16 protein-coding genes are annotated in these 16,545 nt (G+C 70.6%); 8 read left to right on the top strand and 8 right to left on the bottom strand.

Translation table 11 applies throughout. The annotated features are described in order from the left end of the window. Both ACF088_RS24570 and ACF088_RS24565 read left to right on the top strand, forming a co-directional pair. The gene (locus tag ACF088_RS24570) at positions 1-915 is read left to right on the top strand and encodes an EamA family transporter (RefSeq protein WP_392377924.1); all 915 of its coding nucleotides are present in this window, start codon (positions 1-3) and stop codon (positions 913-915) included. A gap of 261 nt (positions 916-1,176) precedes the next feature. Further along, the gene (locus ACF088_RS24565) at positions 1,177-2,136 is read left to right on the top strand and encodes a DMT family transporter (protein WP_392377975.1); all 960 of its coding nucleotides are present in this window, start codon (positions 1,177-1,179) and stop codon (positions 2,134-2,136) included. Positions 2,137-2,151: 15 nt separating this feature from the next. On the opposite strand, the gene ACF088_RS24560 is transcribed toward ACF088_RS24565, so the two are convergent. The 4 genes from ACF088_RS24560 to ACF088_RS24545 are packed head-to-tail and all read right to left on the bottom strand — an operon-like array spanning position 2,152 to position 5,133. After that, positions 2,152-2,586 carry a hypothetical protein gene (locus ACF088_RS24560; protein ID WP_392377923.1) on the bottom strand — a complete coding sequence of 145 codons (435 nt, stop codon included), beginning with the start codon at positions 2,584-2,586 and terminating at the stop codon, positions 2,152-2,154. Further along, positions 2,583-3,092: a protease inhibitor I42 family protein gene (locus ACF088_RS24555; protein WP_392377922.1), complete on the bottom strand. Its 510-nt coding sequence runs from the start codon at positions 3,090-3,092 to the stop codon at positions 2,583-2,585. Before ACF088_RS24555 ends, ACF088_RS24560 begins: the two co-directional genes overlap by 4 nt. 8 nt (positions 3,093-3,100) lie before the next feature. After that, on the bottom strand, positions 3,101-4,702 hold the full coding sequence (locus ACF088_RS24550; protein WP_392377921.1) for a peptidoglycan-binding protein: 1,602 nt from the start codon (positions 4,700-4,702) through the stop codon (positions 3,101-3,103). Between the two features lie 59 nt (positions 4,703-4,761). Then, positions 4,762-5,133: a hypothetical protein gene (locus tag ACF088_RS24545; RefSeq protein ID WP_392377920.1), complete on the bottom strand. Its 372-nt coding sequence runs from the start codon at positions 5,131-5,133 to the stop codon at positions 4,762-4,764. Positions 5,134-5,693: 560 nt separating this feature from the next. On the opposite strand from ACF088_RS24545, the gene ACF088_RS24540 reads away from it, so the two are divergent. From ACF088_RS24540 to ACF088_RS24530, 3 genes are all read left to right on the top strand, one after another. Further along, on the top strand, positions 5,694-6,101 hold the full coding sequence (locus ACF088_RS24540) for a YciI family protein (RefSeq protein WP_392377919.1): 408 nt from the start codon (positions 5,694-5,696) through the stop codon (positions 6,099-6,101). Positions 6,102-6,109: 8 nt separating this feature from the next. After that, positions 6,110-7,378 (top strand): RNA polymerase sigma factor, encoded by a 1,269-nt coding sequence (locus tag ACF088_RS24535; RefSeq protein WP_392377974.1) that lies wholly within the window; start codon positions 6,110-6,112, stop codon positions 7,376-7,378. 333 nt (positions 7,379-7,711) lie between these two features. Beyond that, entirely contained in the window at positions 7,712-8,401 is a 690-nt protein-coding gene (locus tag ACF088_RS24530; protein WP_392374168.1) for a M24 family metallopeptidase, read from the top strand. 29 nt (positions 8,402-8,430) lie between these two features. Here the strand turns inward: ACF088_RS24530 and ACF088_RS24525 are convergent, their stop codons facing one another. The 4 genes from ACF088_RS24525 to ACF088_RS24510 all read right to left on the bottom strand — a co-directional run bounded on the left by ACF088_RS24525 (position 8,431) and on the right by ACF088_RS24510 (position 14,070). Further along, the gene (locus ACF088_RS24525) at positions 8,431-9,783 is read right to left on the bottom strand and encodes a cytochrome P450 (protein ID WP_392377918.1); all 1,353 of its coding nucleotides are present in this window, start codon (positions 9,781-9,783) and stop codon (positions 8,431-8,433) included. A 110-nt stretch (positions 9,784-9,893) separates the two neighbouring features. Then, entirely contained in the window at positions 9,894-11,699 is a 1,806-nt protein-coding gene (locus ACF088_RS24520; protein WP_392377917.1) for an acyl-CoA dehydrogenase, read from the bottom strand. Between the two features lie 84 nt (positions 11,700-11,783). Beyond that, entirely contained in the window at positions 11,784-12,314 is a 531-nt protein-coding gene (locus tag ACF088_RS24515; protein WP_392377916.1) for an EF-hand domain-containing protein, read from the bottom strand. Between the two features lie 307 nt (positions 12,315-12,621). Then, the gene (locus tag ACF088_RS24510) at positions 12,622-14,070 is read right to left on the bottom strand and encodes an MFS transporter (RefSeq protein ID WP_392377915.1); all 1,449 of its coding nucleotides are present in this window, start codon (positions 14,068-14,070) and stop codon (positions 12,622-12,624) included. A 176-nt stretch (positions 14,071-14,246) separates the two neighbouring features. On the opposite strand from ACF088_RS24510, the gene ACF088_RS24505 reads away from it, so the two are divergent. From ACF088_RS24505 to ACF088_RS24495, 3 genes are all read left to right on the top strand, one after another. Further along, a complete protein-coding gene (locus tag ACF088_RS24505) occupies positions 14,247-14,834 on the top strand; it encodes a TetR/AcrR family transcriptional regulator (RefSeq protein ID WP_392377914.1) in 588 nt (195 codons plus the stop codon). A gap of 344 nt (positions 14,835-15,178) precedes the next feature. Next, positions 15,179-15,823, top strand: a complete 645-nt coding sequence (locus ACF088_RS24500; protein ID WP_392377913.1) for a TetR/AcrR family transcriptional regulator — start codon at positions 15,179-15,181, stop codon at positions 15,821-15,823. Further along, positions 15,820-16,533, top strand: a complete 714-nt coding sequence (locus ACF088_RS24495) for a VC0807 family protein (protein ID WP_392377912.1) — start codon at positions 15,820-15,822, stop codon at positions 16,531-16,533. The genes ACF088_RS24500 and ACF088_RS24495 overlap by 4 nt, the downstream gene beginning before the upstream one ends. Positions 16,534-16,545 lie beyond the last annotated feature (12 nt).

The raw sequence follows: 16,545 nt of genomic DNA, 5'->3' as shown, positions 1-16,545 counted from the left end.
ATGAAGCCCGTACACGTTGCGTTAGCGGTGGCAGTTGCCGCCGTATGGGGTGCGAACTTCGTGGTGATCGACGTGGGGCTGCGCGACTTTCCACCGCTTCTCTTCTCCGCCGTGCGATTTCTCCTGGCCGCGCTCCCCGCGGTTTTCTTCGTCGGGCGGCCCCAGGTCGCCTGGCGCTGGGTGATTGCGGTCGGTGTCACGCTCGGCATCATGAAATTCGGCATGTTGTTCCTCGGTATGCAGGCGGGGCTGCCCCCGGGACTGGCCTCCCTGGTCCTCCAGGGCCAGGCGGTGTTCACCGTGCTGTTCGCCGCGGTGCTGCTGAAGGAGCGCGCCCGGCGGGTGCAGATCGCCGGCATGGCCATTGCCTCGGTGGGCATCGTGCTGGCCGGGCTGGACTCGACGGCCGGCACGTTTACCGGATTCCTGCTGGTCGTGGGCGCGGCGGCGTGCTGGGGACTGTCGAACATCGCGATGCGGAAGGCGGGCTCGCCGGATGCTTTCCGGTTCATGGTCTGGGTGAGTGTCGTGCCACCTGTCCCGCTCGCGCTCCTCTCCGTGCTCTTCGAGGGTGGGGACGCGGACCTGCGGGCGCTGCAGCAGGTGAACCTGGACGGGCTGGGCGCCGCACTCTATGTGGCGTGGGGGGCAACGCTGTTCGGATTCGCCACATGGGGATATCTTCTGCGGATTTACGACGCGCCGACCGTTGCCCCGTTCTCGTTGCTCGTCCCGGTATTCGGCTTGGCATCCGCCTGGATATTCCAAGGCGAGCACATGACCACGGTGACATTCTGCGCCGCAGCTCTTGTCGTCGTCGGTATCGCCGTCGGAATGCTGGGTCGTAAGAGGAAGCCGATGCCACCCGCAAACGAGCGAACGGCCGCTGTCGCCGCGCCTCCCCGAGGCCCGTGAAACCGACGAAGCGGCAAAGCGCCGGGCGGACCGTCCCACTGAGGCCGGCTGTCATCTGCCGGTTCCTCAGGCGTTGATGCGGCGAATGCCGGCACACGCTCCACCAGGGTCCACCGAACCCGGGGAGGGTTCACCTCGTATGTCATCAAGGCCGTCAGTTCTTGCAAACGTGCAGGTCAGGTGCGTGGGTAGGGCGCACATAGCTACTCAGGGGGCATCATCGTGAGCCGACAGACGGAAACAACGACAGTGGAGGGCGAGTTGGGCTCCGCGAGCGGGCGGCTGGACGGCCGCGCGGTCGCCGCGGCCTGCGTCACCGTGCTGCTGTGGGCATCGGCGTTCATCGTGATCCGCAGCTCCGCTGCGCACTTCGGGCCGGGCGCGCTTGCCCTGGGCAGGCTGCTGGTGGCGTCTGTCGTGCTGAGCGTCCTCCTGCTGGCTCGGGGTGGTGGATTGCCGCCGCGCAGGGCCTGGCCCGGCATCATCGCCTCGGGAGTCCTGTGGTTCGGCGCGTACATGGTGGCGTTGAACCGGGGTGAGCAGCGCGTGGATGCCGGAACGGCTGCCTTGGTCATCAATATCGGGCCGATTCTGATGGCGCTGCTGGGCGGGTGGCTGCTCAAGGAGGGTTTCCCGCGCAAGCTGGTGGCGGGCATGGCGGTGTCGTTCGCCGGGGCCGTGGTGGTCGGACTGTCCATGTCCGGCGGGGGAGAGTCGTCTCTCATCGGCGTACTGCTGTGCTTGTTCGCGGCGCTGGCGAACGCGGTGGGTGTGGTGCTGCAGAAGCCGACGCTGAAGCACGCCACACCGATGCAGGTGACGACGTTCGGTGCGCTCGCCGGAGCGGTGGCCTGCCTGCCGTTCGCCGGGCAGTTGGTGTCGCAGGTGAGCCGGGCTCCGGTGGCGGCGACGATGCAGGTGGTGTACCTGGGCGTCTTTCCGACGGCCCTTGCGTTCACCACGTGGGCCTACGCGGTGTCGCGTACGACCCTCGGGAAGATGGGCACCACGACCTACGCGGTACCCGTGCTCGTCGTCTTCATGTCGTGGCTGTTCCTCGGCGAGGTCCCCGGCCGGCTGACGCTCCTCGGCGGCCTCCTCTGCCTGTCCGGCGTCGCGGTGTCGCGGATGCGGGGGAAGGCACAGGCCCCCGCCCCGGAGGTCGTGCCAGGGAGCCGAGCGGTGGCGCAGCCCGACGTCCTGGCGGAGTCCGAACGGTAGGCGGCCGTCACCGGCTCAACCGATGCCGGGTCCCGCGGTCCGGGCCCGGTAGGTGAGCCGGAGCGCCATGAGGGCGGCGACGGACTCCAGCCACCGGGCGACATCCTGGTCGCCCTCCACGGTACGCACCACAGACGCGGCCGACTGCAGCCAGCCACGCACCAGTTGTGCCGCTGCTTCGCCCGGTACCGGCTCGGGGAGTGCCGCGGCGTAGGTCGTCCCGCCGCTGCGGACGACTTCGGCGAGGAAGGCGACCGCGCGCGGAAGGACACCCTGCCGGTCGAGTGCGACGGCGGCGCCCACCGCCCCGTCCCCGAAGAGCGTGGTGCGGTGCGAGCCGCCGAATCCGATGCCGTAGCGCAGCAGCGCCGTGACATCGAGGTTGGCGAGTTCGTCGTCGGTCTTGCCTGGGGGAGGGGTGGGATGCATACCTGTCTCGGAGTCGGTCACTTCACGGTGACGGTGTAGGTGTGGTAGGTCGGACGGCTCGATGCCGGTGCGGCCGTGGAGCCGGTGGGCGGGGGCGGGGAAGCCGTGGCGGAGTCGTCGCCCTTGTCGACGCAGGCGTGCACGGGGCAGTGGATCAGCCGGATCCTGGTGCTTCCCCGCGCGACGGCCTTGAAACGGAAGAGCTGGCTGCCGCCGTCCGCCCCGTCCGCGTCGCTCCCCGAGTTCTCCTGCTCCTCTCCGGTCGCGCGCAGCACACCGGAGGCGGGCTTCGGCTCGGCTACGTACCAGCGTTCGCCGAGGGAGGCGTGGGAGGGCACGGACAGCGTGAACTCCTCGCCGGCGTCGGCCTCGATGGCGGTCTCGTCCGGGTCATAGGTGGCGGGACCGAGGAGGCCGCATCCGGTGAGCACGGTGAGGGCGGTGAAGGCGGTGAAGGCGGTGAGCGCGGTGAGTGCCGGTGCGAGTACCCGGCGAAGGGCGGCGTTCGGGAGGTGAGGGCGCATCATGGGTCACTTCAGTCGGCGGGCAGGTGGACGGCGTAGGCGTCGGGCATGCGGTTGTCGGAGGCCTTGTCCATGTGGCCGTTGACGAAGTCGTCCTCACTGACCCAGGTGGTGGTGCCCCACGGGTTGTAGACCTGGAGCATGTTGCCCTCCTGTCCGATGATCATCATCGCGTGCCCGCTGCGCTCGTCATTCTTGTCGTATCCCTCGACACCGATCGGCACGGGCTTGCCTTCGGCCACGGACTTCTCGATGTCCGGCAGCACATCGCGCCGGGCGTCGGCGCTCTTGGTCTCCTGGAAGTCATACGACGCACCCGTGTGCGGGCTGATCTCCTTGTCGACCACGGTGGTCTTGCCGTCGTTGTCCATGCCGTCGGGGTGCCGGGAGAACGGGAAGTCGTAGTCGTAGTTCCCGTCGCCCTCGTCGTGCACCCGCTGCTGTTCGGCGCCCAACCGGTCGCGGAAGGCCCCGGGATCGTCCTCCTGGCCGGACGGACCGCCGGTCAGTCCGAGGGCGTAGACCGGGTCGACCATGGCCCGTGCGCTCACCGTGGAGGACGGAACGCAGGTGTTTCCGTCCTGCGACCACCGTTCGCCGTTGAAGGCCTGGTCGTCGGTGTTGTTGTTCCTGCCGTCCTTGGCGCGGCCCTCGTTGTCCATACTGTCCGCGGCGGTGGTCACCGGGGTGAGGTGGCGCTGGAGCCAGGCCGGGTCCTTGCCGTGGATCTTTCCCTGGAAATCCGACACGGCGTTCAGGTCATAGCCTGCCGCCAACGCCTTGACCAGGTAGGCGCGTTCCTGCGGCGACTTGGAGTCGGCGAGCATCTTGTCGAACGCGGCGCGGTCGTGGGCGTTCATCTTCTCCATGTACCGGCCGGAGCGTTCCAGGTCGTTCGCGCTGAGCAGCTCGTTCATCTCCGCCGGGCCGTAGGGCCCCGCGGTGTCGGCGAGGGCGAGTTTGTCGGCCGCGGAGAGACCGGTCGTCTGCATCTTGCCGGCCCGCGCCTCGGAGGCGAACTTGTTGAGGTCACGGGCGGCCGCGCGGGCCGCGTCGTCGGCGGACCGGGCCGCGGAGCGCATCTTCTCGACACCGGCGGTGGCCACCGTGCCGGCCCGCCAGATCGCGTCCTCTTCCTCGTCGGTGTCCACCATGTTGTCGAAGAATCCGTCCTCGGAACCGAGAATGGACAACGCCTCGCGCAATTGGCCCCGGCCGGTCTCGTCCAGCTTCTGGGCGTCGCCGACCGCGTCGCTCAGGGACAGCAGCGCGCTGCCCCCCTTCTGCAGGGCTTCGGCCATTTGCCGGGCCGCACGGGCGGCGGCCTGGACGACCTCGGAAGCCGCCACACCGGCCTTCCCCATCCAGACCTCCGGCAGACCCGCCGTGGCCACCTGGTCGACCTTGTGGGTCACCTCTTCGGCGGACCTCGACTGGGTGCGATAGCGCTTGCCCAGCAGTTCGAGCGTGCCGGGGGAGCCCACCGGGGCCGGGACGGCGAGGGCGGTGTTGATCTCGGCGATCATGTCGTTCTTGTCGTCGCAGTCGAGGAGTCGCTTGTAGCACTCCTCCAGCTTGGCGCGGCGCTCTGTGGTGGATCCCTGCTCAGCCATCGAGTGTGGGCAGACCTTTGTGTGCGATGTGGTCGTCGGGCGGAAGGCGCGGGTCGGCCTCAGCCGAAGGGGGACGGGCCGGCCACGGCGGCGGGCCTCGTCGACACCTGCGGATCTCCGGCGTGTGCCGCCGAGTTGACCTGGGCGAGCACGTCGTGGTCGGCCCGGTCGTAATTGCCCTGGGAGGCACGGACTTTGCCGGCGAGTTCGTGGAGCGCGCTTTCGAGGGTCTGCGCTTCGCGCTGCCAGGCGGTGGAGAACGACCGGTAGGCGGGGCCGGAATCGGAGCCGCCGAGCATGTCGTCGTCGAAGCGGACCGCGTCGGCTATGGCGGACTTGATGTCGCCCGTATCGTCTCCCGCCGAGTCGAGCTTGTTCGCCTCGGCGTCCATGCCCCCCTGTTGGACGTGGTATCCGGAATGGCCGGCCATCGATCCCCCGTGTGTTCGTTCCGTGCTGCCCGCCTTGACGTGGTACGCCGAAGGGGCCGCATGCCCCTGACATGCTGCCGGAGCGAAGGTCATCGTAACTGTGTGTTCGAGGAGTGGGGCGGTCGGCAGAGCCACTGACCAGCGACGAGGGCGCGCCACACGTCATGGCGGGCGGCCAGGCGGCGTTTCTTCGGGGCCGGAGCCAGGGCCGGGGCCGTGCGGACGGTCGTCAGCCGGCTAGCCTTCGGGGTGCCGGCGCTGTGCCTGTGTGCCGTCGCGGCGAGTGTGCTCCGGGCCGGCGCGGCCCGGGACCGTACCTGCGCACGGGCGGGTGCGGGCCGCCTCCTCGGCGCCGGGCGTGCCCGGCCCGGCGCCCTATCCGCACGTCCGCACGGCAGCCCTCGTGCCACGCCGTGCCCCGGGACACCGCTGGACGGCTCACCCCGGCTCCTCTACGAGAGCGAAAAAATGTGGACGGCGATGTCGAGAACCCGTGACCGGCTCCGTCCCTGCAGTGAACGCGGCCACAATGGGTCGCACCGGCACCGAGGAGAACCACGATGGCCAAGTACCTGTTGCTCAAGCACTACCGCGGCGCCCCGTCTGCGGTCAACGACGTGCCCATGGAACAGTGGACGCCGGAGGAGATCTCGGCTCATGTGCAGTACATGAACGACTTCGCGGCCCGGCTGGAGGGGACCGGCGAGTTCGTCGACGGCCAGGCGCTCGCCCCCGAGGGGACGTTCGTCCGGTACGACGGCGAAGGCCGCCCGCCGGTCACCGACGGCCCGTTCGCCGAGACCAAGGACCTCATCGCCGGCTGGATGGTGATCGACGTCGACCGCTACGAGCGCGCCGTCGAGCTGGCCGGGGAGCTGTCGGCCGCCCCCGGGGCGGGCGGCAAGCCGATCCACGAGTGGCTCGAACTGCGCCCGTTCCTGACCGAGCCGCCCACGATCACGGAGTGACCCCCGAGGTGAACGAGGTCCTGCTCCGGAGCCTCACACCGAGCGTGCTCGGGATCCTCGTCCGCCGCGGAGCCGACTTCGCGGCGGCCGAGGACGCCGTGCAGGACGCGCTGGTCGAGGCGGTCCGCGTCTGGCCGGCCGACCCTCCGCGGGACCCGAAGGGCTGGCTGATCACCGTGGCCTGGCGCCGGTTCCTCGACGCGACCCGCGCGGACGCCGCCCGCCGCCGGCGGGAGGACCTCGTCGACGAGGAGCCGGCCCCCGGGCCCACGCCCGCGGTGGACGACACGCTCCAGCTCTACTTCCTGTGCGCCCACCCGTCGCTGACGCCGTCGTCCGCCGTCGCGCTCACGCTGCGCGCCGTGGGCGGACTGACCACCCGTCAGATCGCCCAGGCCTACCTGGTGCCCGAGGCGACCATGGCGCAGCGCATCAGCCGGGCCAAGCGCACGGTCTCCGGCGATGGGGTATCCCCTGCTCTGGGGGCACCTCCCGGCCGAAGGCCGGGGGAGGAGCCGGGAGCCCGGGGAAGGTTCGACCGGCCCGGCGACGTCGCCACCGTGCTGCGCGTCCTCTACCTGGTCTTCAACGAGGGCTACTCCGGCGACATCGACCTCGCCGCCGAGGCGATCCGGCTCACCCGGCAGCTCGTGGCCCAGGTCGACCACCCCGAGGTGGCGGGGCTGCTCGCTCTCATGCTGCTCCACCACTCCCGGCGCGCCGCCCGGACCGCGCCGGACGGCAGCCTGGTGCCGCTCGCCGAGCAGGACCGCGGCCGGTGGGACACCGGTTTGATCGCCGAGGGGGTCGAGATCCTGCAGGCGGCCCTCGCCCGCGACCGGCTGGGCGAGTACCAGGCCCAGGCCGCCATCGCGGCCCTCCACGCCGACGCACCCACCGTCGAGGAGACCGACTGGGTGCAGATCGTCGAGTGGTACGACGAGCTCGCGCGCCTGACCGACAGCCCGGTCGTCCGGCTCAACCGGGCGGTGGCCGTCGGCGAGGCCGACGGACCGCGCGCCGGCCTGGCGGCGCTCGCGGAGCTGGACGACTCCTCCCCGAGCTCGCCGAGCTCGCCGAGCTCCCCAAGCTCCCCGAGCAGGGGATACCCCGTGCCCCGTTACGCCGCGGTGGCGGCGTACCTCCACGAGCGCGACGGTGACCTGGCGACGGCGGCACGGCTGTACGCCGAGGCGGCCCGAAAGGCACCCAACCTCGCCGAGCGCGACCACCTGACGCGCCAGGCCGCCCGGCTCAACGCCCGCCGGCGTCGCTGACAGGTCGCGCTCGCACCACCAAGGCAGCGCGCCGCGACACGGCAGTTGCCCATCCGGCTGTCATGGGGACGGGTGAACTGGCCGCCCTCGGCGCCCGATTCGCGACGTCGCTGACGGCGGGCGAGGGGCATGGCGGACGGTGTGTGCCGGTGGGCCCCGGCCAAGGCGACGCCTTTCCTCCGGCCAATGGGGCTTCAGCTCGCGGCTCCCGCGGGGCTGTGACCGTCCGGCACCGGAGTGGAGGTGGTGGCCGATGGGCGCTTGCCCGGAGGACAGCCTGGCGCCGTGCGCCGGTCCACCAGGGATGACGGCACACCCCTTAGGTTTTGTCGTATGGCGAATGAATCCGTACGCGCCGAGCGGCTGCTGGAGGCCCAGGCCAAGGCCGAGGCGCTGTTCCACGAGATCGCGGCCCGTGGCCTGGTGGCCCCCGGTGAGAGTGAGCGCGCGGTCAGCGACCGCGTCCGGGACCTGGCCAACGAGATGTTCGGCACCACCCGCCACTGGCACAAACGGATCGTCCGCTCCGGACCGCACACTCTCCGGCCGTACCGGGACAACCCACCGGACCGCACCATCGGCACCGACGACATCGCCTTCGCCGACTTCGGCCCGATCTTCGAGGCGTACGAAGCCGACTTCGGCCGCACCTACGTCCTGGGCGACGACCCCGCCAAACACCGCCTGCGGGACGCCCTTCCCAAGATCTTCGCGGCCGGTCGCCAGGCCTTCGAGTCCTGCCCGGACATCACCGGCAAGCAGCTGTACGCCCGGGTCGAGCACCTTGCCGTCGAGGCCGGCTGGGCCCTGGGAGGATGGCATGCGGGCCACCTGGTCGGAGAGTTCCCGCACGAGAAGATCGACGGTGCCGACACCGAGTCCTACCTCACCCCGGCCAATGACACCCCGCTGCGGCGCACCGACAAGGCGGGCCGGCGCTGCCACTGGATCCTGGAGATCCACCTCATCGACACGGAACGGGAAATCGGCGGCTTCTACGAGCAGCTGCTGGACCTCGGCTGACAGCCGTCTGCTGGGTCGAGCGAAGCTGCCTAGGCGGCCTGGTACGACCGGCGCCCGCGGAGCCTGACCCGTCCGCCCTGCGCCGGGACCATCGTCACCGACACCAGTCGCGCCCGCTCCAGCGGGCCGGCCGGCTCGGGGACGGCCGCCGTGAGGATCTCCCGCAGGACGGTCTCGGTTTCGAGCTGGGCCAGCGACACCCCGATGCAACGTCGCACGCCCCCGCCGAACGGCGTCAGCGAGTACGGCACCGGGGCCGTGCCCAGGTGGCGCTCGGGCCGGAAGGCATCGGGCTCCGGCCACAGCTCGGGGTCAAGGTGGGTGAGCGAGAACAGCGCTGCGACGAACGAGTACCGCGGCACCGGGTGGCCGCCGAGCTCCGTGTCGTGTGCCGCGGTGCGCATGGCGTGGTGGACGGCGGGGCGCAGTCGGCCGGACTCGTTGACGGTCGCCTTGAGCACCCGGTCCGAGCCCGCGTCGAGGTCGGCGATCAGGTCGTCGCGGGCGGCGGGATGGTGGGCGAGCAGATGGAGTGTCCAGGCGATCGTGGTCGCCGTGGTCTCGTAACCGGCCAGGACGAGACCGGTCAGTTCATCCAGGAGCTGTGCGTCGTCCAGCCCGGCCCCGTGTTCGTCGCGCGCGTCGAGCAGCAGGGACAGCACATCGTCGCGTCGGGCGCGGTCGGGCGCGGCCCGGCGTGCGGCGATCTCCTCGCGGGTCAGGTCTCGTACGGTCGCGCGGAGCCGGTGGAAGCGGCCGCCCGGGGAGAGCGGTCCGAGATCGCGCTGTAACGGCTTGGGCAGGAACAGTACGGTGAGGTTGCCCATGCCGACGAACGCGTTGAGCGCGTGCCGGAAGGCGGCGACCCGGGCCGGGGCCTGAAGGCCGAAGACGACCCTCAGGATGATGTCGAGCGTCAGCCGTTGCGCCCAGGGGCGCACGGCCACGCCGTCGCCGGTCAGCAGGTCGGGCAGTTCGCTGCGGACGAGTTCCCGTACCCGCGCTGTCCAGCCGGAGATCCGGGCCCCGTGGAAGGGCGGCAGCAGGAGCTTGCGGTGGCCCAGGTGCAGGGGTGGTGGCGTACAGATCAGCGACCCGGCGCCGACCGCGGGCGCCAGCAGAGCGGCGGCGTCACCGCCGGTGAACCGCGCGTGGTCGGTCAGCACCGCCCGGTTGGCCGCGGCGCCGGCCGCGCACACGAGGGCACCGCGGTAGGGGAAGGTGCGGAGCGAGAAGACCGGCCCGAACCGCCGGCGTAGCAAGCGCGCGTAGCCCTGGGGGTCCAGGAACATCCGTGCTGTCTGTACGGCGCGCGGCGCACGGGCGGCCGGTGGGAAGAGCCGGGGGGCCCACGACGGCTCGCGGGTGAACGCAACGCTCATGGCCGGTGGTACTCCTCGGAACGGTGGACGGTGGACGGTGGAAAGGAGAAAGGAAGAAGGAAGAAGGGAGAAAGGAGAAGGGAGAAGGGCGAGGCCGGGGCGGGCCGGGCTCAGCCGGCCGGTGCCGGCCGCCAGGGTCCCGCCGGGTCGTCGTAGGCGGCGTCATAGCCGTCGGTGGCGATGGGAGCCTGGAGGATGGCGTCCGGAATGCCGAATGCCTCCACGAGGGTGAGTGCGTGGGGGGCCAGTGCGGCGCTGACGCGGTCGACGGCGGGGGACAGGTCCCGGACCGCTTCGGCGGTGAGGTGTCCCTCCGCCAGCAGCAACCCCGCGCAGGGCGCGAGATGTTGCAGTACGAACAGTTGGAAAACCTGCGCGAGCAGGCTGCGCGTGGTGGTGTCGTCGACGCGGTCGGCGGCGGCCAGGAATGCCTGGGCGGCCCGCCGGGTGGCGTACGCGCCGACGAGGTCCAGGGCCGGGTTCACCGCGTGGTTCCAGCGCTCCATCGGGTCGGCGCTGGACCGGCCGAGCCGGCTGCGGGCGTACTGGAGGCAGTACAGCTCGTGCCTGACGAGCAAGTCGAGCAGGAGAGCGCAGTCGGTCAGTGCGCCGGTGCGCACAGCGGGGGCCGGGGGCGGGCTGTAGCCGCGCCCGATCAGCATGTCGGCGCCGGCCTTCGTCCAGATGACCAGGTTGTCCCCTTCGGCGGTGATGGTGCTCTCGATCGGTGTGAGCAGGTCGACGATGCGGTTGCTCGACAGCAGCCCCTGGGCGCCGCAGCGCTCCCGGCACTCGATCACGATGTCCCTGGCCCGCCAGGTGATCCAGCCCTTCGCCGCCGCGACGAGAACCTCCGCAACCTCTGCGTCGGCCGACTCGGTAGCGTCCGCACCCGCACAGCTGCGGGTGGCCTCGCGCAGCAGGAACGTCGCCGCGTAGGCGCTGGCCACGGCCCCGAGCAGTCTGGTCTGGTGGCAGCGGTAGGCGAAGACCGGGACGCCGGACCTGCTGGCCGGGGCGAAGGTGTGCCGGCGGTGGGCATACCGTACGGCGACGGTGAGACACGCCCGGGCTCCGGCCAGCGCCCCCGCGCTCAGGCAGAGTTTGCCCGTGGTGACGCGCTGGATGGACCGCAGGAACCGGCGCCGCCGGCTGCCGAGCGTGCTGTGGAAGGCCCCTTCGGCGGTGAGGTCCGCGTGGTCGCCGACCAGCAGCGCCGCACGCGGGAGCACGACCCGGTCGAACGAGGTGATGGCGTGATCAACGGCGGAACCGGGTGTCTGCGAGAGTGGGCGCACCCGGATACCGGGCAGCGGCCCGTGTTCGTCGCGCAGCGGGACGAGGAACAGGAACACGCCGCAATCCCGGTCGCGCACGGTCAGCCGGGCCGCGACCAGGCCGCTCTTGGGGCCGCCGGCGGGGCCGGTGTTGGGCATGAACTTCTGCGCGCCGCGCGACGGGGTGTGCAGCACAAAGGTGTCGGTTTCCGGCTGGTAGGTCGCCGTGGTCTCCAACTCGGCGGCGTTGTTTCCGTAGTCGAGTTCGGTGATCAGAACGGTGCCGTACCGCCACAGCCGGGTGAACGGTATGAGGTCCACCGTACGTCGGGGGTCGAGGTGGAGCAGGCTGCCGAGGAACAGGTTGTAGTGGATGGTCGCCAGGGTGGTCAGCGTGCCGTCGACCACTCCCAACCATTCGTGCAGCGAAATCAGTTGGTCGGTTGTGGTGACCAAGTCCTCGACGTTGTCGATCTCGTCGTTGACGACCCGTAAACGCTCATAACCGAGTTCGGAACGTTCTGAAGGTGACAACCCATCGCGGTAGCGGAAAATGTCCCGACGGAAGAGTTTCGTCCATGGCTTGTGCAGATCGTCGAAACGCCCGTCGAAGAGCACGTCGTTCAGCGTCAACTGCACACGGTCCGCCGGGACGGCCGTGTTGTCCGCCGTAGCGCAAGCGCCCGTTTCCGCCACCGCGATCACGTCCAATGTGGGCTTACCTCACAGTGCGCCGAAGAGCAGATGACTTGCGGTGTCGGCCGGGTCCTCATTGCAGTAGTACTGGCTGGCGGCGGTCATCAGCTGGTCCTTCGTCAGCTGTCCGCTCTGCCCGGTGAGCCGGTCGAAAGCCACCCCGGCCTCGGGTGCCGGGACACCGATGGCGGCGAGGACCGCGACGAAGTCCTCCCTGCCGACCAGGCCGTCATCATCCCTGTCGGCGAGGTGGAAGCCGGCCTGGTAGAGCGGTCCGACCAGCGTGTCGAAGGTGCCGCTCACCTGACGCAGGGCCTGGCGGAACTCGTCCCTGCTGATCCGGCCGTCGCCGTCGGCGTCGGCGGTATCACGCAGGGCCTGCCAGTAGTTCCTCATCTCGTCGGCATACTTCTCGCCTTTCTCCGTACTCTCCTCGTCGGCGGCGGTCAGCACTCGGCCCGCCATCAGCTCGAAGTCGTTTTCGGCGATCACTCCGTCGCCGTTGGTGTCCAGCAAGGAGAAAAGCTTTTCGTGCTTCTGATCCAGTAGTGCGCCCATGTGGCCCTCCCATTCCGGTGATTCGCCCCGAAGCGGGTTCGAGAATACTGGGAGGCGATCGGGTGAATCCATCCACCGTGAGGGTCTCTATCGAGTGAAGTTCGACGGTCATACTTGACGCCGTTCTCGATTTCCCGCCGCTCCGGGGCGGAACAATTCCCCGGCTGGCTCCTCGCCGTACCGCCTCCCCGGCCGGCACCTGAAACAGCTGACCGAGGTGCGCAGGTGACCGAGGTGCGCACGCCGCGCGAGGCACGGTGGGAGACCGGCCGGCACCGACCGGCCCGCGGTGCAGGGGCGACCGGGCTCAGGCGGCCGGGGAGTGCGGAGGTGCGACGCGGGGCGGCATCCACACCGTGGCGGCGAGGGAGGCGAGGAGGGCCAATGCTGCGGCCACCGCGAAGGCCAGGGCATAGCCGGGGGCACCACCGCGGGCCTCGGCGAGGGTGGTGAGCACGGCGATGCCGAGGGCCGTGGCCACCTGTCGGGTCGTGTTGAGCAGGCCCGAGGCGAGTCCGGTCATCGAGGGGTCGATGCCGCCGGTGGCCGCCACGGTGATGGGCGTGAACGCCATGCCGGCGCCGAGGCCGAACAGCAGCGAGGGCAGCGCGATGTCCGTCAGGAACGCGCTGTGAGCGCCGATGCCCGACAGCCAGAGGAAGCCGGCGGCCGAGATCGCCGTTCCCACGGCAGCGGCGCGGCGGGTGCCCCAGCGCGGGGTGAGGCGCCCGGAAAGGTGAGCGCCGATCATTACGGCGAAGGCAGTCGGCAGGAAGCCGAGCCCCGCGCGAGTGGGGCTGTAGTGGAGCACCTGTTGCAGATAGAGCGCGAGCAGCACGGGACTGGCGAGGTAGGCGACGCCCAGACCGAAGACGACGGCGTTGGCGCTGCTGACCGAGCGGTAGGTGAAGATGCGCAGCGGCACGAGGGGTTCGCGGGCCCAGCGGCCCTGATGGACGACGAAGAGCGCGAGCAGCGCCACGGCGGCGGCCAGGCTGGCGAACGCCGTACCGCGGGTGCCGGGTGCGCGCACCGTCACGACACCGTAGAGGAGCGCGGCGAGGCCGGCCGTTACCAGGAGCGCCCCGAGCAGGTCGACGGGACGGCGCCCTGCACCCGGTTCGGTGGAGGCCGCCCGGCGGGGCAGCACCAGCCATCCGGCCACGGCGATGGCCAGACCGATGGGGACCTTGACCCAGAACACCCAGCGCCAGCCGAGCGTGTCGGTGAGGGCCCCGCCCAACACCGTTCCGGTGGCGGCGCCGACCGCGCCGACCATGCTCCACAGGCTCAGCGCGCGGGCGCGCCGTACGGGGTCGCGGTACGCCTGGTGCACGACGGTCAGCGTTGCGGGCATCAGTAGCGCCCCGCCGATGCCCTGCACGGCGCGGGCGGTCACCAACTGCGCCGGGCCGGCGGCGAGGCCGGACCACACATTGGCGAGCGTGAAGATCGCAAGGCCCGTCACCAGCAGCAGACGGGTGCCGAAGAGGTCGGCTAACCGCCCGCCGAGCAGCAGGAAACCGGCGAAGGTCAGGGTGTAGGCGTTCACCACCCAGCCCAGTCCCGCACCGCCGAAGCCGAGTTCGGAGCCGACGGCGGGCAGGGCGACGGAGACGATCGTGGCGTCGAGGACGACCAGGAACATCGCACCGCAGGCGAGCAGCAGGAGTAACTCGGGAGGTGCAGCGGCCCTCGCGGGGCGCTTGGTCGTTCCGTTCCCGGGACGCGCGTCCTTTTCCGTGCGCACGGACACAGCACTCCCTCCTTTCGGCACAGAGGATCGGAGAAGTGAAAGTAAGGTGAGCCTAACTCAATAGAGACCATTGGTCACTACTGTCGGGGGGAGCCGTCACCAGGAACTGTCAGGGGGCTGTCACCCAGGGGGTGGCCGTCACCGAGAGCCCCCGATGGGTCGGTAAGGTCCGGAGCATGACTGGTCCTGGCAAGCGGCCCGGCCCGCCCGCGCGGCTGAGCAGAGGTGCGATCGTGGAGGCCGCGCTCGCCTCCGGCGACCTGGAGTCGCTGTCCATGCGGCAGTTGGCGGCCCGGCTCGGGGTCTCGCACTCCGCCCTCTACCGCTGGGTTCCGGGGCGGGAGGGTGTCATCGACCTGATCAGTGAGACCTTGATCGACCGCATCGTCCCCACCGATGCACCCACGCCGGACAATTGGCGTGCGTGGCTGGGGCGCCTCGCCTGGGCTGCGCACGACGAGTTCCTCGCCACCCCCGGCTATGCCACCCGCATCTCCCGCCCCCACCGGCACACGCGCGGCTTCTTCAAGATGCGGGACGCCGTCGTCGCCGCGTTCCGTGCGGGCGGCGCGGGCCCCGAACTCGCCGAGCAGAGTTGGTATGTGTTCGGAACCGTGCTCGTCACCTGGCTCGGCGCGCAGGAGCAGCGGCTTCTCGGTGACGCGCCGCTTCGCTTCGACCTCTTCCTGGACAGCCTGCTGCGGGGTCTGCCGGCCCGGGAGACCCCTGACTACGGCACCCGGCCGCCCGCCGTCGGCGAGTAGGGCGGCGCAAGCCCTCCGGGGGAGAGGGCTCCTTTCTCCAGGGCGGCGTCCCGGCGGCGGCCAGGGGTGGCGGTGGCGGTGAGGGGGCGGCCACGTCCTCGGCGCGCGAGGGCTGGATGCGCAGCCACTCCGGCCTGCTGGACGGCGGCCCGCTCATAGCCGCGCCCGTGCTCCACAGTCGCATCGGCCACCTATCTGTCCGGCTACCCGTCCACCTATCTGTCCGGCTACCTGTCCGGTGCCCGGGCGCGGGGGCCGGCGCCGCACCGTACTGGTCCCGTACCGCGGATACCCGCGCCACCACCGTCTTGCTCGGGTGAGCAAACTGCGCTACCTTCTTGCTCATGCAAGCAAGGGATAGCACAGCCAAGCAAAAGGCGGGGCGCAAGACCAAGTCCTCCTTCACCGAGACGGGCCGCCGCGCCCAGATCGTCGCCGCGGCGATCGACGTCATCGCCGAACTCGGGTATCACCGGGCCTCGTTCGCGAAGATCGCGGAGCGCGCCGGGCTGAGCAGTACGGGGATGATCTCCTACCACTTCGACGGGCGGGACGACTTGATGCGCGAGGTCGTCGCCGAGGTGATGCGGCTCGCGGAGGGGTACGTCCGCCCCCGCACCGAGGCCCACGAGAGCTATGCGGCCCGCCTGCGCGCCTCCATCGAGGGCAACCTCGACCTGTTCGCCGAGTACCCGAACCACCTCGCGGCGCTCGTCGAGATCCTGGCCAACCTCCGCGGCGGCGACCCCGGCATGGTCGCCTTCCTCGACTCGACGGAGGCGAACCTCGCCGTCCAGGTGGAGCAGATCCGCAAGGCGCAACGCGCGGGCGAGTTCGGTGACTTCGACCCCTGGGTGATGATGCGGGCGATCCGCGCCGCCATCGACGACGTGGTGCGCCGCGCCACCCACGATCCCGATCTCGATGTGCGGGCGGCCGGCCGGGAGCTGGCGGACCTGTTCGACCGCGCCACCAGGAAGACGTCATGACCACAGCGGACACGGGGGCGCACACCATGGCAACGCACCAGGCACCGCAGACCGACACGGACGGGTCCGCCGCGGCGGCCGCCCGGGGCCGCACGGCGGCGCTGCGCCGACGGCTCGTCGCGCAGCTCCTCTTCGAGCTCGTTCTCCCGCTCGGCTCCTACTACGGGCTGCGGGCGGCCGGCGCAGGCCAGTGGCTCTCGATGGTCGTCGGCGGCGTGCTGCTCCTGCCGTGGATCGGCTACGGCATCGTGCGGCAACGGCGCGTCGAGGGGATGGCGGTGTTCACGCTGAGCCTGGTGGTGGCCGGAACACTGCTGTCACTGATCACCGGCAGTCCGCGGGTGCTGATGATCCGGGACAGCTGGCTGACCGCCGCGATCGGGCTCTGGGTGCTCGGTACGCTGCTCACCCGGCGCCCGTTCATCATGACGGCCTCGCGCGGCATCGTCATCGCCAAGGTCGGCGAGGCCGGGCTGGCCGCCTGGGAGGCGCGGTGGGACGAGGAGCCGACGTTCCGCCACCACCTGCGGCTGGTCACGGCGGTGTGGGGAGCGGTCTTCCTGCTCGACGCGCTGTTGCGGGTGGTGCTGGTGTACACGATCCCGCTGGACGCCTTCCCGCTCACCAGCACCGTGCTCTGGCTGGTGATGCTCGGTGGGCTGTTCGCGTTCCACAACTGGTACCTCACCCGGCACGGCCTGAAGCTGTAGGGGAGCCGTGGA

The organism is Streptomyces sp. NPDC015125, assembly GCF_043080045.1.
Taxonomy (GTDB): domain Bacteria; phylum Actinomycetota; class Actinomycetes; order Streptomycetales; family Streptomycetaceae; genus Streptomyces.
Note: the sequence above shows the minus strand (reverse complement) of the source record. Positions and strands in the feature narration are given on the sequence as shown.

Excerpts from the sequence above, each read along its gene's own strand:
- ACF088_RS24570 (WP_392377924.1), top strand. The coding sequence starts at position 1 with ATGAAGCCCGTACACGTTGCGTTAGCGGTGGCAGTTGCCGCCGTATGG.
- ACF088_RS24555 (WP_392377922.1), bottom strand. The coding sequence starts at position 3,092 with ATGATGCGCCCTCACCTCCCGAACGCCGCCCTTCGCCGGGTACTCGCA.
- ACF088_RS24550 (WP_392377921.1), bottom strand. The coding sequence starts at position 4,702 with ATGGCTGAGCAGGGATCCACCACAGAGCGCCGCGCCAAGCTGGAGGAG.
- ACF088_RS24545 (WP_392377920.1), bottom strand. The coding sequence starts at position 5,133 with ATGGCCGGCCATTCCGGATACCACGTCCAACAGGGGGGCATGGACGCC.
- ACF088_RS24540 (WP_392377919.1), top strand. The coding sequence starts at position 5,694 with ATGGCCAAGTACCTGTTGCTCAAGCACTACCGCGGCGCCCCGTCTGCG.
- ACF088_RS24530 (WP_392374168.1), top strand. The coding sequence starts at position 7,712 with ATGGCGAATGAATCCGTACGCGCCGAGCGGCTGCTGGAGGCCCAGGCC.
- ACF088_RS24525 (WP_392377918.1), bottom strand. The coding sequence starts at position 9,783 with ATGAGCGTTGCGTTCACCCGCGAGCCGTCGTGGGCCCCCCGGCTCTTC.
- ACF088_RS24515 (WP_392377916.1), bottom strand. The coding sequence starts at position 12,314 with ATGGGCGCACTACTGGATCAGAAGCACGAAAAGCTTTTCTCCTTGCTG.
- ACF088_RS24505 (WP_392377914.1), top strand. The coding sequence starts at position 14,247 with ATGACTGGTCCTGGCAAGCGGCCCGGCCCGCCCGCGCGGCTGAGCAGA.
- ACF088_RS24500 (WP_392377913.1), top strand. The coding sequence starts at position 15,179 with ATGCAAGCAAGGGATAGCACAGCCAAGCAAAAGGCGGGGCGCAAGACC.
- ACF088_RS24495 (WP_392377912.1), top strand. The coding sequence starts at position 15,820 with ATGACCACAGCGGACACGGGGGCGCACACCATGGCAACGCACCAGGCA.